At 37.1% G+C, this 20080-nt stretch carries 19 protein-coding genes and 1 other annotated feature; of the genes, 15 read left to right on the plus strand and 4 right to left on the minus strand.

What is annotated here, in order from left to right; genetic code table 11:
* The first annotated feature begins 327 nt into the window (after nucleotides 1-327).
* The gene (locus LZ480_RS07260) at nucleotides 328-771 is read left to right on the plus strand and encodes a universal stress protein (protein WP_241368749.1); all 444 of its coding nucleotides are present in this window, start codon (nucleotides 328-330) and stop codon (nucleotides 769-771) included.
* 39 nt (nucleotides 772-810) lie between these two features.
* Here LZ480_RS07260 and crcB (LZ480_RS07265) read toward each other — a convergent pair whose 3' ends face one another.
* Nucleotides 811-1149, minus strand: coding sequence for a fluoride efflux transporter CrcB (gene crcB, locus LZ480_RS07265; protein WP_241368750.1), 339 nt, complete (start codon nucleotides 1147-1149; stop codon nucleotides 811-813).
* Entirely contained in the window at nucleotides 1146-1514 is a 369-nt protein-coding gene (gene crcB / locus LZ480_RS07270; RefSeq protein WP_241368751.1) for a fluoride efflux transporter CrcB, read from the minus strand. The genes crcB (LZ480_RS07265) and crcB (LZ480_RS07270) overlap by 4 nt, the downstream gene beginning before the upstream one ends.
* A 187-nt stretch (nucleotides 1515-1701) precedes the next feature.
* Here crcB (LZ480_RS07270) and LZ480_RS07275 point away from each other — a divergent pair, with 187 nt between their 5' ends.
* From LZ480_RS07275 to LZ480_RS07315, 9 genes are all read left to right on the plus strand, one after another.
* The gene (locus tag LZ480_RS07275; protein ID WP_241368752.1) at nucleotides 1702-3915 is read left to right on the plus strand and encodes a peptidoglycan D,D-transpeptidase FtsI family protein; all 2214 of its coding nucleotides are present in this window, start codon (nucleotides 1702-1704) and stop codon (nucleotides 3913-3915) included.
* Between the two features lie 54 nt (nucleotides 3916-3969).
* Complete coding sequence (locus tag LZ480_RS07280) at nucleotides 3970-4383, plus strand: response regulator (protein ID WP_241368753.1); 414 nt, start codon at nucleotides 3970-3972, stop codon at nucleotides 4381-4383.
* 222 nt (nucleotides 4384-4605) lie between these two features.
* Nucleotides 4606-5571 carry a PstS family phosphate ABC transporter substrate-binding protein gene (locus tag LZ480_RS07285; protein ID WP_241368754.1) on the plus strand — a complete coding sequence of 322 codons (966 nt, stop codon included), beginning with the start codon at nucleotides 4606-4608 and terminating at the stop codon, nucleotides 5569-5571.
* Between the two features lie 315 nt (nucleotides 5572-5886).
* Nucleotides 5887-6831, plus strand: coding sequence for a phosphate ABC transporter permease subunit PstC (gene pstC / locus LZ480_RS07290; protein ID WP_241368755.1), 945 nt, complete (start codon nucleotides 5887-5889; stop codon nucleotides 6829-6831).
* A gap of 1 nt (nucleotide 6832) precedes the next feature.
* On the plus strand, nucleotides 6833-7711 hold the full coding sequence (pstA, locus tag LZ480_RS07295) for a phosphate ABC transporter permease PstA (RefSeq protein ID WP_241368756.1): 879 nt from the start codon (nucleotides 6833-6835) through the stop codon (nucleotides 7709-7711).
* A gap of 83 nt (nucleotides 7712-7794) precedes the next feature.
* Nucleotides 7795-8538: a phosphate ABC transporter ATP-binding protein PstB gene (pstB, locus tag LZ480_RS07300; RefSeq protein ID WP_408641608.1), complete on the plus strand. Its 744-nt coding sequence runs from the start codon at nucleotides 7795-7797 to the stop codon at nucleotides 8536-8538.
* Nucleotides 8539-8557: 19 nt separating this feature from the next.
* Nucleotides 8558-9211 (plus strand): phosphate signaling complex protein PhoU, encoded by a 654-nt coding sequence (gene phoU / locus LZ480_RS07305; RefSeq protein WP_241369157.1) that lies wholly within the window; start codon nucleotides 8558-8560, stop codon nucleotides 9209-9211.
* 214 nt (nucleotides 9212-9425) lie between these two features.
* Nucleotides 9426-9854 carry a GatB/YqeY domain-containing protein gene (locus LZ480_RS07310; RefSeq protein ID WP_241368758.1) on the plus strand — a complete coding sequence of 143 codons (429 nt, stop codon included), beginning with the start codon at nucleotides 9426-9428 and terminating at the stop codon, nucleotides 9852-9854.
* 110 nt (nucleotides 9855-9964) lie between these two features.
* Nucleotides 9965-10528 carry an NUDIX hydrolase gene (locus LZ480_RS07315; RefSeq protein WP_241368759.1) on the plus strand — a complete coding sequence of 188 codons (564 nt, stop codon included), beginning with the start codon at nucleotides 9965-9967 and terminating at the stop codon, nucleotides 10526-10528.
* 154 nt (nucleotides 10529-10682) lie between these two features.
* Here LZ480_RS07315 and LZ480_RS07320 read toward each other — a convergent pair whose 3' ends face one another.
* Nucleotides 10683-11588 carry a hypothetical protein gene (locus tag LZ480_RS07320; RefSeq protein ID WP_241368760.1) on the minus strand — a complete coding sequence of 302 codons (906 nt, stop codon included), beginning with the start codon at nucleotides 11586-11588 and terminating at the stop codon, nucleotides 10683-10685.
* Nucleotides 11589-11989: 401 nt separating this feature from the next.
* On the opposite strand from LZ480_RS07320, the gene LZ480_RS07325 reads away from it, so the two are divergent.
* The 3 genes from LZ480_RS07325 (at nucleotide 11990) to LZ480_RS07335 (ending at nucleotide 14485) form a co-directional block, all read left to right on the plus strand.
* Nucleotides 11990-12211, plus strand: a complete 222-nt coding sequence (locus tag LZ480_RS07325) for a phosphate-starvation-inducible protein PsiE (RefSeq protein WP_241368761.1) — start codon at nucleotides 11990-11992, stop codon at nucleotides 12209-12211.
* Between the two features lie 146 nt (nucleotides 12212-12357).
* The gene (locus LZ480_RS07330) at nucleotides 12358-13143 is read left to right on the plus strand and encodes a hypothetical protein (RefSeq protein ID WP_241368762.1); all 786 of its coding nucleotides are present in this window, start codon (nucleotides 12358-12360) and stop codon (nucleotides 13141-13143) included.
* Between the two features lie 142 nt (nucleotides 13144-13285).
* Nucleotides 13286-14485 carry an iron-containing alcohol dehydrogenase gene (locus tag LZ480_RS07335; RefSeq protein ID WP_241368763.1) on the plus strand — a complete coding sequence of 400 codons (1200 nt, stop codon included), beginning with the start codon at nucleotides 13286-13288 and terminating at the stop codon, nucleotides 14483-14485.
* A gap of 264 nt (nucleotides 14486-14749) precedes the next feature.
* Here the strand turns inward: LZ480_RS07335 and LZ480_RS07340 are convergent, their stop codons facing one another.
* Entirely contained in the window at nucleotides 14750-16345 is a 1596-nt protein-coding gene (locus tag LZ480_RS07340) for an SH3 domain-containing protein (RefSeq protein WP_241368764.1), read from the minus strand.
* 249 nt (nucleotides 16346-16594) lie between these two features.
* Nucleotides 16595-16830, plus strand: a binding site (T-box leader).
* Nucleotides 16831-17000: 170 nt separating this feature from the next.
* On the opposite strand from LZ480_RS07340, the gene hisS reads away from it, so the two are divergent.
* Both hisS and aspS read left to right on the plus strand, forming a co-directional pair.
* Nucleotides 17001-18269 (plus strand): histidine--tRNA ligase, encoded by a 1269-nt coding sequence (gene hisS / locus LZ480_RS07345; RefSeq protein WP_241368765.1) that lies wholly within the window; start codon nucleotides 17001-17003, stop codon nucleotides 18267-18269.
* A 15-nt stretch (nucleotides 18270-18284) separates the two neighbouring features.
* On the plus strand, nucleotides 18285-20054 hold the full coding sequence (aspS, locus tag LZ480_RS07350; protein ID WP_241368766.1) for an aspartate--tRNA ligase: 1770 nt from the start codon (nucleotides 18285-18287) through the stop codon (nucleotides 20052-20054).
* Nucleotides 20055-20080: the final 26 nt, after the last annotated feature.

Below are 20080 nucleotides of genomic sequence, written 5' to 3' on the forward strand. Positions count from 1 at the left end.
TCATGACTAGCTTCATGCTAGTCTCCAACTTCGGCTTAAAATGCTTGTTCAGAAATCACTTCTGGACAAGCATTTTTTTCTTTTTAATACTTGTTTCAGCGCTGAATAAGGGGACTCAAGCTTAAAACGCCACGTCGTGTGGCAACGCCTGAGTGGCCAACATCGTGTTGGCCCAAGCTCCGGCGGATGTCACAGATTTTTTAGGGGAGTTTTTCAAGCGAACTTGAAAAAATCTGGACAAAAGTTAGCCGAGGCGTAATTTATAAACGTTTCACATATAAATCTCATAGGGTACTTAATTAGTATTGAGTAAAAGGAGGCGTTTTTATGAGCTTGACATACAAAAATATTTTGGTTGCGGTTGATGAATCAAATGAATCGAAGCTTGCATTTAAGCGTGCAATTCAAGTTGCGCTTAATAATTTCAATTCGAAGTTATATGTTGTCCATGTCATTGATACGAGGTCTTTTGCTTTCTATGAATCATACAACTTAAATATGGTCGACAGGGCATACGATATTGCGACTGAATTGCTAAACTCGCATATTGCAATGGCAAAAGAAGCAGGTTTAGAAAATGTGGAAATGATTATAGAATTCGGAGCCCCGCGCCAAATTATTGCGAGAGATATCCCAAAGGCAAAGCAAATCCATTTAATCATTTGTGGGGTAACAGGAAAAGGTGGGGTAGAACGAATTTTAATGGGCTCTGTTTCAGAATCGATTGTTCATATGGCAAAATGCGATGTACTTGTTGTACGTAATTTATAGTGAAAAAGGAAGTGACTTTTGTAAATGTCACTTCCTTTTTTAAAATAGATATCCAATACTTGCAAAAGCAATACTCACAATGCACGAGCTAATAGCATAAAGAAGCGCGGTTTTCACTCTCCGTGCTTCTAGTAATTGCACGACCTCAAATGAAAAAGTTGAAAATGTTGTAAAAGCGCCTAAAAAGCCAATAGCAATGAGCTGTGTAATAAAATTATTGTATGCCCCTCCAACGGATATCCCAAGTAAAAAAGAGCCTATGATATTCACCAAAAATGTCGCAATAAACTTTTCTTGCTTTAATTTCTTTTGATTCCATTGGCTCACTTTAAAACGTAAAATAGCGCCAAAAAATCCACCAATTGCTACTGCAATCAATCTGTTTTCACTCCTTTAGTAACGAAGCAGTAAGCAAAATAACAACAAGTAATTGAACCAATTATGCTCGCTAAACAGTATAAAAGTGCTTGTCCAAGTAACTGCTGCTCTACTAAGTGAATTGTCTCAACACTAAACGTCGAAAAAGTTGTAAAGCCACCTAAAAAGCCGGTAGTAGCACCGAGCTTTAGCCATTCCTTTTTTGTAGATAGTTTTACAAAAATAAACGCAAATAACAGGCTACCACTCCAGTTAATGAGCATGGTTATGTATGGAAATCCTCCATTTGACGGAAAGATGTCACTAAGCATAAAACGTGTCATGGAGCCGAGCATACCACCAATTCCAACAGCGAAACTATTCAATTTAATCACCTCATTATGATTATTTTCTCGCAAGTTGATTCAAAATGGAAACTTTTATTTATATAGTCCGTCTAAAAGGTGAACATTTGCGAAGTCACCTCTTTTTTCAAGCTGTTTCGGGTGTTATACTTAAAGGTATGACTAAGTATTAAACAGCTAATACACAACTAAGAAAGGGGAGTTTCTTTTGCGAAAAATAACGCAAAATCGTAAGCCGAATCCAAAAGCGCAACAACGTGCTAGTCTAACATTTCGGATGAACGTCCTTTTCTTTTCGATATTTGTCCTTTTCTCTATTTTAATTTTCCGTTTAGGATATTTACAAATTGTAAAAGGTGAAGATTATGTGCTCGAACTTGAGCGTAAAGAAGAAGTGCGCGTCAATACAAGTGTACCGCGTGGGCGTATTTTTGACCGCTATGGCCGTATTTTAGTAGATAATCAGCCCGAAAATGCTATTACCTACACAAAAATGCAATCGACAAAATCATCTGAAATGCTTGAAATCGCAGAACAGCTTGCACAGTTAATCGATCAGCCAACTGAAAAAGTAACACAACGTGATAAACTGGATTTTTGGATTTTACGCAACCCTGATGATGCCAAGGCGAAGGTAACAGAACAAGAAATGACGGAATTCCGAAATCAAAATGAAGAATTGGAAACAAAAGAAATCAATCAGGAATATGACAAACGTATTCGTGAACGTATTACTGATACAGAGCTTGCACAGTTATCTGATTTTGATTTAGAAGTGTTAGCCATTTATCGTGAAATGATGACAGGTTACAGTTTATCACCACAGATTATTAAAGGTGAAAATGTATCAGATGAAGAGTTTGCACGTGTCTCTGAGCAGCTTTCTGAATTACCAGGTGTCAATACAACAACGGATTGGAAGCGTGTTCGATTAACGCCACTTGCAGTTTTAGGGCGTACAACAACCCCAAATAAAGGGGTTCCTAAATCGCAGTTAGATCACTATTTAGCACGCGATTATTCTCGAAATGATCGTGTTGGAGAATCTTATTTTGAAGCACAATACGAAGAGATTTTACAAGGTGAAAAATCGGTTGTAAAGAACATAACAAACAAAAAAGGTCAAGTTGTGGAGACGATGACGACGTTCGAAGGGGAACCAGGCAAGGACTTAGTTACAACAATTGACAATGAATTACAAAAAAAAGCGGAAGAGATTGTTGAGCGCCAATTACTAGAATTAAAATCTAGAGGGGGCTCCGATTTATTAGATCGTGCTTTTATGGTAGCTATGAATCCAAAAACGGGTGAACTGCTCTCAGTAGTGGGTAAGAAAATCGAAAAGGATAAAGAAACTGGCAAGCCATATATTGTCGACTATTCTTATGGTACTTTTACAACTGCTTATGAGGCGGGCTCTGCTGTTAAAGCTGCAACGGTATTAATGGGGTATAATGAAGACGTGATTAAACCAGGTTCTGTCATGCTCGATGCTCCAATGCATATCGGGAATATAACATTAAACTCATTATTCAACAAAACAGGCAGTGTGATGGTGGACGATTTAACTGCACTTGAGCGTTCATCAAATGTTTACATGTTTAAAATTGCAATGGGTATAGGGGGGCGTACGTATACACCTGGCGCACGTTTTAGTTTAGATAAAGGTACATTGCAAACAATGAGAAATCAATATGCACAGTTTGGCTTAGGTGTTCCTACTGGTATTGATTTACCTGGTGAAGCAATCGGCTATCAAGCTGATCCAGATACAGATGTAAAATTATTAAACTTAGCAATCGGTCAGTTTGATACGTATACAACGATGCAATTAGCGCAGTATATTTCGACGATTGCCAATGGAGGCTATCGCATTCAACCTCGCTTGCTAAAAGAAATTCGTAAACCTTCTCCAGATGGTGAAAATTTAGGTCAAGTAGTTGATGAAGTAACACCTACAATTTTAAACCGTATTGAAAATAGTGAAGAAGAAATTCAACAAGTTCAAGAAGGCCTACGTCGCGTTTATTTTGGCTCAAAAGGGTCAGCACGTAGACAATTTGAAACTGCAGATTACACAGCCGCCGGTAAAACTGGTACAGCACAAGTAGTTTATTATGGACCTCAAAAAGAGAAATATGGTACGGATACGATTAATATCGTTAATGTAGGATATGCACCGTTTGAGGATCCAGAAATTGCGTATGCGATTATTTATCCGTGGGCAACGACGAATTTTAGTGATAGTAATTACTTACCTCATGCGAATTTGACAGCAAGAGAGTTTTTAGATGCGTATTTTGAATTGAAAAATAAATATGTAGAAGAAGGTATTTCTACTAGTAAAGTTGAAAAACCAATTATTAAAGATTCAGATGAAAAATTATCTGAGGATGAAGAAGTAGAAAAAGTTACTGAATAAATAACAGGGCTCCTGTAGTGAATATGCTACAGGAGCTTTTTTAAGGAGAGTATTATGCGTAAAAAGGTAATGCAAGGAATTGTTATTATTGGTGCACTTAGTAATGCGATTATTTTAGCTGTCATGGAAATGTCGATTTGGTTAATAATCGTGATGACGATACTTTATGTCGCTATTTTCCAAGTTCTATTATACGTGCTAGAGCCAAGACTTGTACGTGCTGAACGTGAGCGAAATGTTCAGGCATATTCATTTTATAGGGATTTAAAAGATGCAAAAAAAGCAACTGTTACATTACGTGATGGAACTATTTATTACAACGTAACATTCGAAGGCTATGCTAACAAACGAGATGCTAAAACGATCTTATTAAACGTACATACAGTAAAAACTAAAAAAGTTGCATCAACTGTTACGGAGCATGAAGTAAAGTTAATCGATATAAAAGACGTGAAGAAGATTCAGTAATAGGATTATGTAACTTAAAACAATACAATCTATTAAAATATTTACAATAAACGATAAACTATTAAATGATTAAGACAATTTGCTAAAGAAATTTGCAAATTGTCTTTTTTGTTTACAATCATTTACATTCACTTTACCAATCGAATATATGAACTCAATAAATTCACTTTATAGTTTGAATTGTAAGGAAAACAATTCTTTAAACAAGCGGAGGAAAAACAAATGAAAAAGTGGCAGTACTTAACATCAACAGCATTACTAGGATCGGCATTATTTTTAGCAGCATGTGGCGACAGTGAAGATACTTCATCAACATCAGCTGAAAATAGCACAGAGCAAGCTGAGACTGGTACAGCACAATTAACAGGCGATGTAGTAGGTGATGGTTCATCAACAGTAGCGCCAATTACAGAAGCATTAGTTGAAGAATATGCAGCAGTACAAAAAGATGTGCGTGTAGCAGTTGGTGTATCTGGTACAGGCGGCGGTTTCGAAAAATTCATCAATGGTGAAACAGATTTTTCAAACGCATCACGTCCAATTAAAGAAACAGAAGCGGAAGAATTAAAAAAAGCAGGCATAGAATACACGGAATTTGAAGTAGCTTATGATGGATTATCGGTTGTTGTTCACCCAGATAACACATGGGCGAAAAATCTAACAGTTGATCAATTAAAGAAAATTTGGGTTGAAGATGGTACTAAGAAAAAATGGTCTGATATTGACCCATCTTGGCCAGCTGAAGAAATCGTTTATTACTCACCAGGTTCTGATTCTGGTACGTATGACTACTTTGATGAAGTGATCTTAGATGGTGAAGATATCGCAAAAGACGCTATGCTTTCAGAAGATGATAACGTTTTAGTACAGGGTGTAACTGGTGATGTAAACGCAATTGGTTACTTTGGTTATGCTTACTACTTAGAAAATAAAGATAAATTACAAGTTGTTTCAGTAGATGGTGTTGAGCCAACAAATGAAACAATTGAATCAGGTGAATACTCACCATTATCACGTCCACTATTTGTATACGTGAAAAACAGCGCACTAAAAGACAATGAAGCAACATATGACTTTATGAAATTTACACTTGAGAATGCTGGTGAAATGGCAGAAGTTGTAGGTTATGTAAGCTTACCTGCTGATAAATACGAAGCTAGCTTAAAAGTATTAGAAGGCTTAAAGTAAGTTAACTTGTTTCAGCTGAAGTCCTCCATTTCTATAAGTGGGGGATGAATGCCCAAGTATGTCTTTCATTTGGGGGGAACCTCGGCTGAATAGGGGAACGAAGGCTAAAAGCGTCACGTCCTTTGCCAACGCATTCGTGATCAACTTCGTGTTGACTTAATGCCCCCGGCGGATGTCACAGATTTTTAGAGGAGTTTTTCGAGCCAGCTCGAAAAAACATCTGGACGCAATTTCGCCGAGGTGTAATTGATATGTTATCGTGTGTGGGCCTCGCACCATGCACGATTTTTATTTATTTGTGGAAGGGGTTTTCCTATGACGCTCAAACAACAGGAGCGACAAAGTGTACAGCATTTAATTGAACAGGCACGCAATCGCAAAGGAAAGAAAATCATAGAGAAGTGCGTTCCGGTTTTATTATTTTTAGCTGCTACGATTTCAGTATTAACAACATTTGGAATTGTTTTTACGCTTATTTTTGAAACGGTTGAATTTTTTACTCGTGTATCTATAACAGATTATTTATTTGGTAAGGAGTGGCTACCGTTTTCTGGAAAAGAGCCACTGTACGGAGTTTTACCATTAATATTAGGAACGCTAAAAGTTACTTCTATAGCTATTCTCGTGGCAGTACCATTTGGTTTAGGGGCAGCTATTTATTTAAGTGAATATGCATCAGAGGGTGTTCGAAAAGTAGTAAAACCGATTTTAGAAGTGCTTGCAGGAGTACCGACAATTGTATATGGATTTTTCGCATTATCGTTTATTACGCCACTATTACAGGTCATAATTCCAAATTTAAAAATCTTCAATGCGATTAGTCCCGGGATTGTTGTAGGCGTTATGATTTTACCAATGATTACGTCGATGTCTGAAGATGCAATGAGCTCTGTACCACGCTCGATTCGTGAAGGTGCACTAGGCTTAGGGGCAACGAAATTTGAAGTTGCCGTAAAAGTAGTATTACCAGCAGCGCTATCAGGTATTGTGGCATCAGTTGTTCTTGGTATTTCTCGTGCAATTGGGGAAACGATGATTGTATCACTTGCGGGAGGATCCACACCAAAATTTGATTTTGGTTTTACGGATTCAATCCAAACGATGACTGCTTATATTGTTCAAGTTACGACAGGTGATGCAGGTTATGGTACAACGATTTATTACTCAATTTACGCAGTAGGTTTTACACTATTCATTTTTACGTTAACGATGAATTTACTAGCAACCTATATTTCAAAACGCTTCCGAGAGGAGTATTAACATGCGCTATATTCAGGAAGATGTAATTATGAAACGTATGTCGAAGCGACTTTCGGCTAATAAAATATGGAAATTAATCTTCATTTTAGCGACGAGCTTTGCGCTTGTTTCATTGGCAATGCTACTTGGACGAATTTTATCGCAAGGTGTTAGTCACTTTGATATGCAGTTTTTAACGAGCTTTGCATCACGTATTCCCGAAAACGCTGGAATTAAAGCGGCACTTATTGGTTCGCTTTGGTTAATGAGTGTCGTTGCACCGGTATCTATCATTTTAGGTGTTAGTACCGCAATCTATTTAGAGGAATACGCAAAGCAAAATAAATTGAATGATTTTATTCGCATGAATATCTCGAATTTAGCAGGTGTACCTTCAATTGTGTTTGGTTTACTTGGTTTAACAATTTTCGTGCGTCTGTTTGGTTTCGACAAAAGTATTTTAGCTGCGGGTTTAACGATGAGTTTACTAATATTGCCGGTCATTATTGTATCTTCACAAGAAGCAATTCGTGCTGTACCAAAAGAACAGCGTGAAGCTTCGTACGGCATGGGAGCAACGAAATGGCAAACGATAGTACGTGTTGTGTTACCGGCGGCGATTCCAGGTATATTGACAGGGAGTATTTTAGCTTTATCTCGTGCAATTGGTGAAACGGCACCGCTTGTAGTAATCGGTATTCCAGTGATTTTACAGTTTTTACCTACTGGCTATTTAGATACATTTACAGCATTACCGATGCAAATTTTTGACTGGGCAAAACGTCCACAAGAAGAGTTCCAATATGTAGCTTCGGCCGGCATTATTGTGTTGATGATTGTGTTATTAACGATGAACTCAATTGCGATTTTCATTCGTAATAAGTTCCAAAAACGATACTAGGAGTGAAAAATATGGTTCAAGTTTTATCAAAGCAAATTGAGGCGAAACAGCAAATAGTAACAGCTGATCATAAAGCCATCGTGATGCAGTCGAATCAATTTAATTTATGGTACGGAGAGCACCATGCGTTAAAGGATATCAATTTAGATATGAAGGAAAATGAAGTAACAGCGATTATCGGTCCTTCTGGTTGTGGGAAATCAACGTACATTAAGGCACTAAATCGTATGGTTGAATTAGTACCAATCGTAAAAACTGCGGGTGAAATAAATTACCGTGGACGCAATATTTTTGGAGCAGGTTATGAAGTGGAAGAGCTACGTACAAAAGTAGGGATGGTGTTCCAAAAGCCGAATCCATTCCCAAAATCAATTTATGATAATATTGCCTATGGTCCACGAATTCATGGAATCAAAAACAAAAAGATTTTAGATGAGATTGTTGAAAAATCTCTGCGTGGAGCAGCTATTTGGGATGAAGTGAAGGATCGTTTAAACCAAAATGCGTACGGCTTATCTGGTGGTCAGCAACAACGTATTTGTATCGCGCGCTGTTTAGCAATTGAGCCAGATGTCATTTTAATGGATGAACCAACAAGTGCACTTGACCCAATTTCTACGTTAAAGGTAGAGGAGCTTGTACAAGAATTGAAAGAACAGTATTCGATTGTTATTGTTACGCATAATATGCAACAAGCCGCGCGAATTTCTGATAAAACAGCCTTCTTCTTAAATGGTGAGGTTGTGGAATATGATAAAACAGATGTTATTTTCTCAACACCATCTGATCAACGTACAGAAGACTATATTTCAGGGCGATTTGGATAAGGAGTGCAAGATGTCAAATATGATAAGAGAACGATTTGAACATGATTTAATCAGTGTCCAGCAAGATTTAATGGAGCTCTGTGATGCAAGTATTGGCGCGTTAAAACTATCATTTGAGTCGTTAATGAAAAAGGATGTTGATTTAGCGCTTCAAGTAATTGAACAGGATGTAAAAATTAATCGTCTAGAAGAAACAATTAATGATCGTGTTATTTTGTTAATCGCTAAACAGCAGCCTGTTGCGACTGATTTACGTCGATTAATCGTAGTCATTAAAGCAGCAACTGATATGGAGCGTATCGGTGATTATGCGGTCAATATTGCAAAAGAAACGATTCGAATTGGCAAGGAGCCGTTTATTACGAGTATGGAGCCAATTGAAGAAATGTTCCACAAAACGATTTCGATGCTACGTCAAATTGTTGAAGCTTTTATCGAAGAAAATACAGTGAAGGCAAAGGCAATCGCTCAGCTAGATGATGAGGTTGACGAATTAACTGGCAATACGATTAGTAATTTAATGAAGCTTTCGATTTCAAATGAGCATGTTGCACAAGTGACGAATTTATCATTCATTTGCCGCTGTATTGAGCGTTCAGCCGACCATGCGACGAATATTGCCGAGCATTTGTTTTATCTTGTAAAAGGCAAGCACTATGAACTAAATAATTAATGTGAAAGCTATACGAAAAAATTCGTGTAGCTTTTTGTTTTATTGAAACATATTGTATTTGGGAATCTTTTACAATATAAAAAGGTGGCGGAAAATCGAAAGCTTCCTATTACAATTAGTGACAAATTAATTTATGCAAGCCCTGTATACATGTTACAATAAGAACAACTCGAATAAGTTACGATGCTTATTCATTTGTAAAGGGGCTTTTAAAATGTTAAAAACAGTTGTATTCGATCAACTAAAGCAAGCGATGAAAAATAAAGATGTACTAGCAAAAGGTGTATTAACTCTTGTTAAGTCAGCACTTGATGCTGCAGAAAAGGAAAAGGGTGCAGAGCTAACACCACAAGAAGAAATCGCGGTTATTAATCGTGAAGTGAAACAAACAAATCAAGCTTTAGACGGTGCAAAGCAAGCTGAACGTTTGGATTTAATCGAAAAAGAAGAAGCAAAATTAGTAATTTTAAAAAATTTCCTACCAAAGCAATTATCAGAAGAAGAAATCGCGGCAGAATTACAAGCAGCGGGTGTTACTTCCGGCATGAATATGGGCGATGCGATGAAAATTGCGAAACCATTATTAGACGGTAAGGCTGATGGCGCGACAATGTCGAAAGTTGTTAAAGCATTAATCTCTTAAGTTCAAAAAAGCTTTACGAAATGACCCATTTTGTAAAGCTTTTTTTCTATATTTTTCTAAACCGATACGGTACAATTTAGTTATCGATGGGTACATAGGGAGGATTTCCGATGAATTTACATGATCAAATTACGTTATACAAACCATACAATGAACAAGAAAAGAAAGACCGTGATTTAATTTTGCGTGCAATGGTCACATTATCCGATGTATTGACGCGCAATAATGAAATTTTGCATTTTACATCTTCTGCGTTTGCTGTCAACCCAGATCGTTCAAAAGTATTAATGGTATACCACAATATTTATAAGTCGTGGAGTTGGACAGGTGGACATGCCGATGGTGACCCTGATTTACTTCAAGTAGCTGAGAAGGAGTTAAAGGAAGAGGCTGGGCTAAGTGAAGTAATGGCTATTCAAGAGGCAATGATTTCGCTCGATATATTACCCGTTATCGGTCATATGAAAAAAGGTAAATACGTAGCGCCACATCTACATTTAAATGCGACATATGTTTTTGAAGTGCAGGATGATGTGCAATTTAAAGCAAAGTTAGATGAAAATAGCGCGGTTGGCTGGATTCAAACGGATGAAATTCAACAAAAATGTACTGAACAGCACATGATTCCAGTATATGAAAAAATTCTAGCCAAAATAAAAGAACAGCAAATCTAACTATAGAATAAGAAGAGTGACCTAAACTTTTCAAGGGCACTAAAAAAGTCGATTCATACTATTTTAGTGTGAATCGACTTTTAATATGTAATTAAATCTAAGAATCGCAATTAATTAAGATGAGATTTCAAAGTAATCCAAATAATTAAAGACATCAAACCTTACTTGTTTGGCGCAAAATGTGTTTTTCTTTTAACGGTTGCTGCGAATCTTCAAAATGAACGGGACGTGTACGCATATTTTCTTGAAGACGTCGGACTTCCCGATAAGGAATTATGCGTTGCAGTGAATGAGGGTTTTCTACGTCCATTTGGAAATGCTTAATTCTACCTTTTTGTAAATAGACTAGACGTTGAAAGGGGTTAATAGCAATTGCCTTTGAATATTTACCGAACAATGTTAAATTATGACCTTGGCTGAAGTATAAATTCAGTAAAGCTCGATTGTGAGCAATCGCATGTGGCGTATCGCATACATACCAAATGTCTTTAAAGCTAATCCCCAATAGCACAGCGTATTCAAAAGCTTCTAGTATTGGAACTTCCATATATAAATTGGATTCTACGTGCAGTTGATAAATTATTAAAGTTGGATCAAACGCATGTAATTCATAATAGATCAGTGGAATCGGTGGTATTTTGTTACGATCTTTAATCATTAAATTTGATGGAGGACGTTTGGCACAAAGAAACATATTGTTTTTTGTGAAATAAGATAATTCTTTTCCGATTACTTGTTGGTGTTGTGCGTTTTCATAAACAACAGCATAAAACTGATTATTAAATTGAACGATTCGATACAATTTATTCTCATAATTAGTAGATTTGATATATTGATGACATAATTCAAGCGTTTCGAAGCCACTATAAAAGTGGTAACTATTATAGATAGATAATAACCATTCACGACATAAGCTATCCTCTGTTTCAAATCCAACTGATTCATCTGAAATCGAACGAGATGTTACAAGTTTCCCATTTTCAGTACGTAAAAAACGATTCGAAAGTAGGTACCGTACTAAACGAATTTCATAGTCTATTTGTGATATTATTGTTTGCAATAGAATCTTCCTTTCAGAAATAGTAAAACAGTAATTCAAATTGAATTGTAATACTAGGTATAAATGATTATAACATATGAACTATCTTGAAAAGAGATTTTTTGTGGATGATTAAGTGTGAATTTTTCTTGTATATTTACATACGAAATGGTGTCCGCGCTATCTTGGGGCAATCTGTGCTTCTCAATGATTTTGACTCAACGAACTAATTTACTTTTATATAGAAGATAAAGACTATGTTTCGGGAATCTATGCGCTAAATTTGTTATTATAATGTTAAAAAAGATGTATAATTGACGAGATTTGCTTAAAACTAATGATGAATTTGAAATATTTTCACAAAGTTGTTCCTCCTTGTGCTAAAATAACGTTGTATAATCAAAAGGGAGGCTGTTTTAACAATGGCGAAAAAAAAGAGAGTAGTAACAATCGCTCCTGAGCGTGTAGAAGAAGCATTATTAATTCAAAACCGTATGCTTTTAGAATTATTCGTACAAGTATTAGATGAGCAATTAGTAATCGAGCGTCCAATTTTACATGAGCGTTTAGAAAACTTAATCGAGCTTTCGAACCACGACCGTGAATTAAAAGATACATTACACGGCTTAACTGAAAAACTTTAATTACATACATTTGTATGGTGCGGCATTCCGAATTGGGATGTCGTTTTTTTGCGAGTAAAGAAATTATACTCAAATCATGTTACTACTTTTCTATATGAGTTTTGGCTATACTAGCGTTATCGAAAAAAATTAAGGAGGGATTTCACATGGCAAAAGATCAAAAGACCCTTTTAAGCGATGAAATTCTTCAGTTCTTATATAAAAATGCATCCTTTCAAGGTTTAGGTAAAACCGAGCAGCAACAATTATTAGAGCGTTTCGGTCAAGACGAAAATTTTGTAGAGATTTTGGAAATTTCCATGTCGCTTCAGGAAATTATTCAAGAAGTTGAGGCAACAATGCCAAAAATGCGAGAGAATGATTATTTACTTCCGTTAGAACAGCAAAAACACTTATTAAAAGAACGTAGTGTTGTTAAGGGCAATGTCTACTTTGTTCCATTCAATGAAGATGAAAACATCTTTTCACCAATGATTATCCTAATGCAACAATCAGAAACTTTGAAGGCATACGAAACTTTTTGTAAAGGGACGATTATGCCATTCTTTCATTTATGTGCGACACAAAAGCGTGATTTAATTATTATTCCGTTTAGTGAAACAGTACAAGAGCCGATGATTTTTATAAAAGGTTCACTTCAATTAGGGTTATTTGACCGCTTTATAAATGAATATATGGATAACGAAGCTACAATTGTACCTGCGATTGAGCAAGTTTTAGCAATTTTTAAAGCGGATACAGCGTGTAATGAGCGCGATGTTTTAATCATTACAGATAATCTATTTAATGACTACCAATCGCTAATACAAGAAGATTATGCCGCACGTTTTGAGAAACTTGACATTGATATTTCGGTTATTGCGATGAGTGAAATCGATTTTGAAGCACAACCCATTCCATTTGCACAAAAAGTATACTTTGCCAATGAATAATAACGATAATTTCATACTGAAATGCCCCTCGATGGATAAACACAATTAATAGGGGTGTTTTTTTGTATTTAAAGGACTTTTCTGTTTTTAATCGAATCATTTAATAATATCCAGTTAAAATAGAGAGAAATGGAGTGTTATTATGTACACCGCATATTGTCGGACATTTCAAGGAACAATGCGTTTGGGTATGAAATTTCTTAATTGGAGAACGCCGCAGATTGTAGAAGGGGAAAATAGTTTATTAAGACTACCAGAGCTAATTCAAGATTTACAACTTGAACGAGTTCTGATTGTGACAGATAATGGCATACAAAAGATTGGCTTAATGAATCCCTTATTAACACAATTGAAAGCACTTCATATTTCATTTGTTATTTATGACGAAACGGTTCCTAATCCTACATTCACGAATATTGAAAAGGCACTTGCCTTGTATAGCGAACATAATTGCCAGGGGATTATTGCATTTGGTGGTGGTTCACCGATAGATTGTGCAAAAGCAGTTGCAGCTTGTCTAGCACGTCCAGATAAATCATTAGCTGACATGAAGGGCTTATTTAAGGTACGTAAAGAAATACCACCTTTTTTTGCTGTTCCGACTACTGCTGGGACAGGGAGTGAGGGGACGATTGCTGCAGTTGTATCAAACAGTGAAACCCTTGAAAAGTTTGCCATTATGGACCCATCATTAATCCCTCATTATGCAATATTGGACCCATTATTAACAATAAATTTACCTAAACATATTACGTCAACTACTGGCATGGACGCCTTAACGCATGCAATTGAAGCTTATATTGGCCGTAGTAATACGAAGGAAACTCGTAAATATTCACGAGAAGCAGTCATTTTGATTTTCAAATATTTATACCGAGCATATGAAGATGGTACAGATATTGAAGCTCGTGCTCAAATGCAACGCGCTTCGTATTTAGCAGGACTAGCCTTTACTCGTGCATATGTAGGTTACGTGCATGCAATTGCGCACACATTAGGTGGTTTTTATCAAATTCCGCATGGTTATGCTAATGCCATTATTTTACCGCATGTTTTGAAGTATTATGGGGACAGCGTGGCAAAACCGTTAGCTGAGCTAGCCAATTTAGTAGGGATTGGCAAAGTATCTGATAGTGATGAACGCAAGGCACAGCTCTTTATCGAAGCAATCGAACAGCTAAATGCAAAAATGAATATTCCAAATAAAATTCAAGGTATCGATAATCACGATGTACCGCTAATGGTAGAACGTGCTTTACAAGAAGCAAATCCACTCTATCCGGTACCGAAAATAGTGAATAAAGATGAAATGTTTTATCTGTATCAACTAATAAAACAATAAAGGGGAAGCGTAATGTTGCTATATTGTGAACATTACGCTTTTTTATCTGCACATGGAGCACATATTGTACTAATAAAGTGCGTGGCTATTTTTGTAACAAAGGATTTAAACTGCTTAATTAAACGTTGTATATTAGCACGAGTAGTTCGGTAGCATTTAGAAAATAGAATCATTGTTGAGGGGATCAAAAAATTGTAATCTACTAGGAAATTAAAAGAGCATGTACGGAAATTATTATCCGAACATGCCCTGTCTTGTTTGAAATTATTTCTCTAACTGATCATCAAAATAATCGAGTAATCCTTGATAGATACCAAGTGTTGCTTGTTCACGGAAATAATCCGTTGTAATCGTTCGTTCTTCTGTCGGATTACTTAAATAACCAAGTTCTAATAGTACAGAGGGTTGACGATTTTCACGTAATACCAAATAGTTACCAAAGCGTGCGCCACGATCTTTTAATGATATTTTTTCGGCAATGCCAGCGTTTATATATTCCGCTAATTCTTGTTGATAGCTGTTCGTGTAATAGGTTGTAAAGCCATGTACCGAGCTATCTTCTAATGCATCATAGTGAATACTAATAAAAGCATCAGCATTTGATTGGTGCGAAACGGCTACACGTTTTCGTAAATCCACGTAAACGTCTGATTCTCGTGTCATAATAACATTTGCACCGGCTGCTTGTAATTTTGAACGTAACAATTCAGCTGTTAAAATGGTTATATCCTTTTCATCCGTATTACGGACACCTGTTGTACCTCGGTCATTACCACCATGCCCAGCGTCAACTACTAGCGTTAAGCCTTTTAATGTGCCTTTTTTCCGTTTTTCTTTGTTTGCACTAATAGGTTTTTCCGTTCCTTGATCGTTCGTCACAACCCAATCGGCAACATACGCCGTATTATCATCGTTTAATGCGATTTTGTACCATTCACCTTCAGTCTCTATGATTTTATATGTAGTTCCTGCATCGACACGTGCTACAACATTGGAGGAGGTAGTTGGTTGTTCACGTAAGTTTGTGCCGTTATAAATGATTGTGACGCTTTCTTCGCTTCTTGTTGTTTCTTTTTGTTTTGTAGTCGTTTTTTGCTTTGTAAATGTCCCGTAAAAGCTATAAATCCACCCTTTTTTACCTTCTTCATATTCGATTTGCACCCAATTATGATCACGACTTACTACCGTAAATTGCTCGTTTTTTGTAGCTAGTTTTAACTTTTTGGCGGTTAAGTCTGGTTTCTTTCGAATGTTTACAGCACTCACATTTATCGTAAATGTGTTTGGGTCATTTTCGGAGGACTGTATGTTTTTTACTTCACTGTCATCGTTGGCATCAGTTGAAGGGTCTTGCAAAACAGTTGCTTCTTTTATAGTAACGTAATCGCCAAATACCCAGCCGGTCATTCCATCAAATTGAACTTGAATCCAATCCCCTTTTTGCTGTAAAAATGTACTTTCAGTGCCAGAAGATATTTTTGCCAAAACAGCTGCAGATAATGATGGTTCTGCACGTAAATTCAATGTATTAACTCGAGCAACGACAGTTTTTTGATTTGTTGCAGCAGATGATTTTTTGGCAGATTCTACGAGCCAAGATGCAACAAAACCTTCTTGATTTCCTACACGAACCTTTTGCCAGTCACCATCTTTCCCTAATGAAGTAACGGCTGTACCATCTTTTAATGTTTCTAAAATAGGATACGAAAGGCCAGGACCTTCACGTAAATATAATATTTCTGCATTCACATAAAGTTGCTCACCTTCAGCATGAGCAGGCTCTTTACTTATAGGGAGTGTAAAAATTGCTGTGAATACTAAAAGTAGCGAAAGTATAATCGCCAAACGCTTATTGTACATAGGCGCCTCCTTTTTAGTAATAAATTGATAAGTAACTATAGAAATTGTATACGCTTCTATTATAAAAGGATTTATAAGAAAAAAATATAGCGTTTTTTTTTGATGGTGTAATAATATTAATTTTCCAACGAAATCTAAATAAGTAATACACCAACTCATGTTATTTTCGTGCGAGTTTTGTTTTTTTTCTTTAAATAGTTGACAAGGGCGAGTGACATCATTAACATTAGTGTTAATTTAAAAAAAGTAACATTGCCAATGACCAAATAAGTAGCGGTTGCCACTACTGACAAGAGAGGGAAAGACACAGGCTGAAATCTTTCCTACAGTATGTAACATGTGAACAACACTTGAGAGGCGTTTCCTCGAAAAAATTTTTTAGTAGGGGAAAACGGAATCGGCCGTTATCCGAGTTCGAGAGGATGTACGTATACATCAATTAGGGTGGAACCGCGGAAGTAGACTATTAAGCTTTCGTCCCTTGCAAAATTTTTGCAGGGGACGAAAGCTTTTTTTATTTTCAAAATAAATTTCTCGGCATTTACGCTAATTCCTCGGCCATTTCGGTCCCTTCAATGATTGTCAAAGTTGTACAGGCACGTAAACCGTTGTCAAATCTAATTTGGTTTAAACAGCTATGAAAGGAGTGCTTTACATGAATTTTAAAGTACCTAAAGGAACACAGGACATTTTACCAGGACAAACGGAAAAATGGCAAAAAGTAGAACAAACAATTCGTGAACTATGTCATGTTTACCGCTATAAAGAAATCCGTACACCAATGTTTGAGTCGACAGAATTATTTCAACGCGGTGTAGGCGATACAACAGATATCGTGCAAAAAGAGATGTACACATTTATCGACAAAGGCAATCGTTCATTAACATTACGTCCAGAAGGTACAGCGTCAGCAGTACGTGCGTATGTGGAGCACAAAATGTTCGGCTACCCAGACCAGCCTGTAAAGCTTTATTATACAGGTCCAATGTTCCGATATGAACGTCAACAAGCGGGTCGTTATCGTCAATTTGTACAATTTGGTGTAGAAGCAATTGGTTCGGCTGATCCAGCAATTGATGCAGAAGTAATGGCACTTGCGATGGACGTATACACATCACTTGGCTTAAAAGATTTAAAACTAGTGATTAACTCACTTGGAGATAAAGAAACACGTGATGCTCACCGCACAGCGTTAATGAATCACTTTACGACAGTAATTGGCGAGCTTTGCAGTGATTGCCAAAGTCGTTTAGAAAAAAATCCTTTACGTATTTTAGATTGTAAAGTAGACGCGAAGCACCCTGCAATGGCAACTGCTCCAGCGTTGACGAACTATTTAACGGAATTCTCTTCAGAGTATTTCACAAAAGTGAAGGGCTACCTTGATGTTTTAGGGATTTCTTATGAAGTCGACCCGAACTTAGTGCGTGGGTTAGATTATTACAACCACACAGCATTTGAAATAATGATTACAGGCGATGGCTTTGGTTCGATTACAACACTTTGTGGCGGTGGTCGATATAACGGCCTAGTAGAAGATATTGGGGGCCCAGAATCGCCTGGTATTGGTTTTGCAATGTCCATCGAGAGATTACTTTTAGCGCTTGAGGCAAAGGGTATTGAGCTGGAAACTAAAGATACACTTGATTTATATGTTGTTGCAATGGATGATGAGGCGAAGCTTAAAGCTGTAGAATTACTTAGCTCTTTCCGTGCAAAAGGCATTACAGCAGAAATTGATTATGCAGGGCGCAAAATGAAAGCCCAAATGAAAGCGGCTGACCGTGCTAATGCAAAATTTGTCATTGTGTTAGGTGAGACAGAATTAGAAGAGCAAGCAGTAAACGTGAAAACAATGGCAACAGGCGACCGATCAAAAGTAGAATTCGGTCACTTAGTACAGTACGTTTTAGAAAACAAATAGTTGGAGGAATAAACAATGGCACAAAGAACACATGCATGTGGTCAAGTAACGGCTGCACAAGTAGAACAAGAAGTAGTATTAAAAGGTTGGGTACAAAAACGTCGTGATTTAGGTGGCCTTATTTTCGTAGATATGCGTGATCGCGAAGGCATCGTACAAGTTGTATTTGGCGATCAAGCAAAAGATGCATTAGCAATAGCCGAAAAAATTCGTAGTGAATATGTTATTGAAGTTAAAGGGAAAGTTGTTTTACGTGACGCTTCTCAAATAAACCCAAACATGAAAACAGGCGAAATCGAAGTAGTAGCTTCTGAATTAACAATTATTAATGAAGCGAAAAACCCACCATTTGCGATTGATAATAACGTAGAGGTTTCAGAAGAGTTACGTTTAAAATATCGTTACTTAGATTTACGTCGTCCAGTAATGTATGACACATTTAAATTACGTTCTGATGTAACACGTACAATTCGTAATTTCTTACAAACAGAAGGCTTCTTAGAAGTGGAAACTCCAATTTTAACGAAATCAACTCCTGAAGGTGCACGTGACTATTTAGTACCTTCTCGTGTCCATGATGGTGAATTTTATGCATTACCACAATCACCACAATTATTTAAACAATTATTAATGGTGGGTGGCTTTGAGAAGTACTTCCAAATCGCTCGTTGCTTCCGTGATGAAGACTTGCGTGCTGACCGTCAACCTGAGTTCACGCAAGTCGATATCGAAACGTCATTCTTATCAATGGACGAAATCATTGCAATGAACGAGCGTTTACTAACGCAAGTAATGAAAGACGTAAAAGGAATCGACGTTGTAACGCCATTCCAACGTATGAGCTATAAAGAAGCGATGGATCGTTTCGGTTCAGATAAGCCTGATGTACGCTTTGGCTTAGAATTAAAGCAACTTTCAGAAATCGTAAAAGATTCATCATTCGGAGTGTTTGCAGGTGCTGTAGCTAATGGCGGCGAAGTTAAAGCTATTAATGTAAAAGGTGCTGCGGCAAACTATTCTCGTAAAGACATCGATGCGTTAGGCGAATACGCTGGTCGCTACGGTGCAAAAGGTTTAGCTTGGTTAAAAGTAACAGAAGAAGGATTAAACGGCCCAATCGCGAAGTTCTTCGAAGGGGATGCAGCAGCGGCAATTATCTCTGCAACAGAAGCAGAAGCAGGCGACTTATTATTATTTGTTGCGGACAAATCTTCTGTAGTAGCAGATGCATTAGGCGCATTACGTTTAAAACTGGGTAAAGAATTAGGCTTAATCGATGAATCACAATTTGCGTTCTTATGGATTGTAGACTGGCCATTATTCGAATACGACGAAGCAGCAGGTCGCTATTATGCAGCGCACCACCCATTCACACGTCCATTCGATGAAGACTTAGAATTAATGAATACTAATCCGAAAGAAGTTCGTGCACAAGCGTACGATATCGTATTAAATGGCTATGAGCTAGGCGGTGGTTCATTACGTATTTATGAGCCAGACTTACAAGCGAAAATGTTCGAATTACTTGGTTTCTCTGAAGAAGAAGCTCGTGCACAGTTTGGTTTCTTATTAGAAGCATTTGACTACGGAGTTCCTCCACACGGTGGTTTAGCAATGGGTCTTGACCGATTAATCATGTTACTTGCGGGGCGTACAAACTTACGTGACACAATTGCGTTCCCAAAAACAGCTACGGCTAGTTGCTTATTAACTGACGCACCGTCACCAGTTTCAGACGCACAGCTTGAAGAATTAAGCTTACGAGTAGCGGTTACAAAGCAATAATTAAAGGTTCAAAAGGCACTAAGCGA

Origin of the sequence: Solibacillus palustris (assembly GCF_022549215.1) — a bacterium.
Taxonomy (GTDB): domain Bacteria; phylum Bacillota; class Bacilli; order Bacillales_A; family Planococcaceae; genus Solibacillus; species Solibacillus daqui.

Excerpts from the sequence above, each read along its gene's own strand:
- LZ480_RS07340 (WP_241368764.1), bottom strand. The coding sequence starts at position 16,345 with ATGTACAATAAGCGTTTGGCGATTATACTTTCGCTACTTTTAGTATTC.
- LZ480_RS07330 (WP_241368762.1), top strand. The coding sequence starts at position 12,358 with ATGGCAAAAGATCAAAAGACCCTTTTAAGCGATGAAATTCTTCAGTTC.
- pstC (WP_241368755.1), top strand. The coding sequence starts at position 5,887 with ATGACGCTCAAACAACAGGAGCGACAAAGTGTACAGCATTTAATTGAA.
- LZ480_RS07335 (WP_241368763.1), top strand. The coding sequence starts at position 13,286 with ATGTACACCGCATATTGTCGGACATTTCAAGGAACAATGCGTTTGGGT.
- LZ480_RS07285 (WP_241368754.1), top strand. The coding sequence starts at position 4,606 with ATGAAAAAGTGGCAGTACTTAACATCAACAGCATTACTAGGATCGGCA.
- hisS (WP_241368765.1), top strand. The coding sequence starts at position 17,001 with ATGAATTTTAAAGTACCTAAAGGAACACAGGACATTTTACCAGGACAA.
- LZ480_RS07280 (WP_241368753.1), top strand. The coding sequence starts at position 3,970 with ATGCGTAAAAAGGTAATGCAAGGAATTGTTATTATTGGTGCACTTAGT.
- LZ480_RS07325 (WP_241368761.1), top strand. The coding sequence starts at position 11,990 with ATGGCGAAAAAAAAGAGAGTAGTAACAATCGCTCCTGAGCGTGTAGAA.
- LZ480_RS07260 (WP_241368749.1), top strand. The coding sequence starts at position 328 with ATGAGCTTGACATACAAAAATATTTTGGTTGCGGTTGATGAATCAAAT.
- LZ480_RS07310 (WP_241368758.1), top strand. The coding sequence starts at position 9,426 with ATGTTAAAAACAGTTGTATTCGATCAACTAAAGCAAGCGATGAAAAAT.
- phoU (WP_241369157.1), top strand. The coding sequence starts at position 8,558 with ATGATAAGAGAACGATTTGAACATGATTTAATCAGTGTCCAGCAAGAT.
- pstA (WP_241368756.1), top strand. The coding sequence starts at position 6,833 with ATGCGCTATATTCAGGAAGATGTAATTATGAAACGTATGTCGAAGCGA.
- pstB (WP_408641608.1), top strand. The coding sequence starts at position 7,795 with ATGCAGTCGAATCAATTTAATTTATGGTACGGAGAGCACCATGCGTTA.
- aspS (WP_241368766.1), top strand. The coding sequence starts at position 18,285 with ATGGCACAAAGAACACATGCATGTGGTCAAGTAACGGCTGCACAAGTA.
- LZ480_RS07315 (WP_241368759.1), top strand. The coding sequence starts at position 9,965 with ATGAATTTACATGATCAAATTACGTTATACAAACCATACAATGAACAA.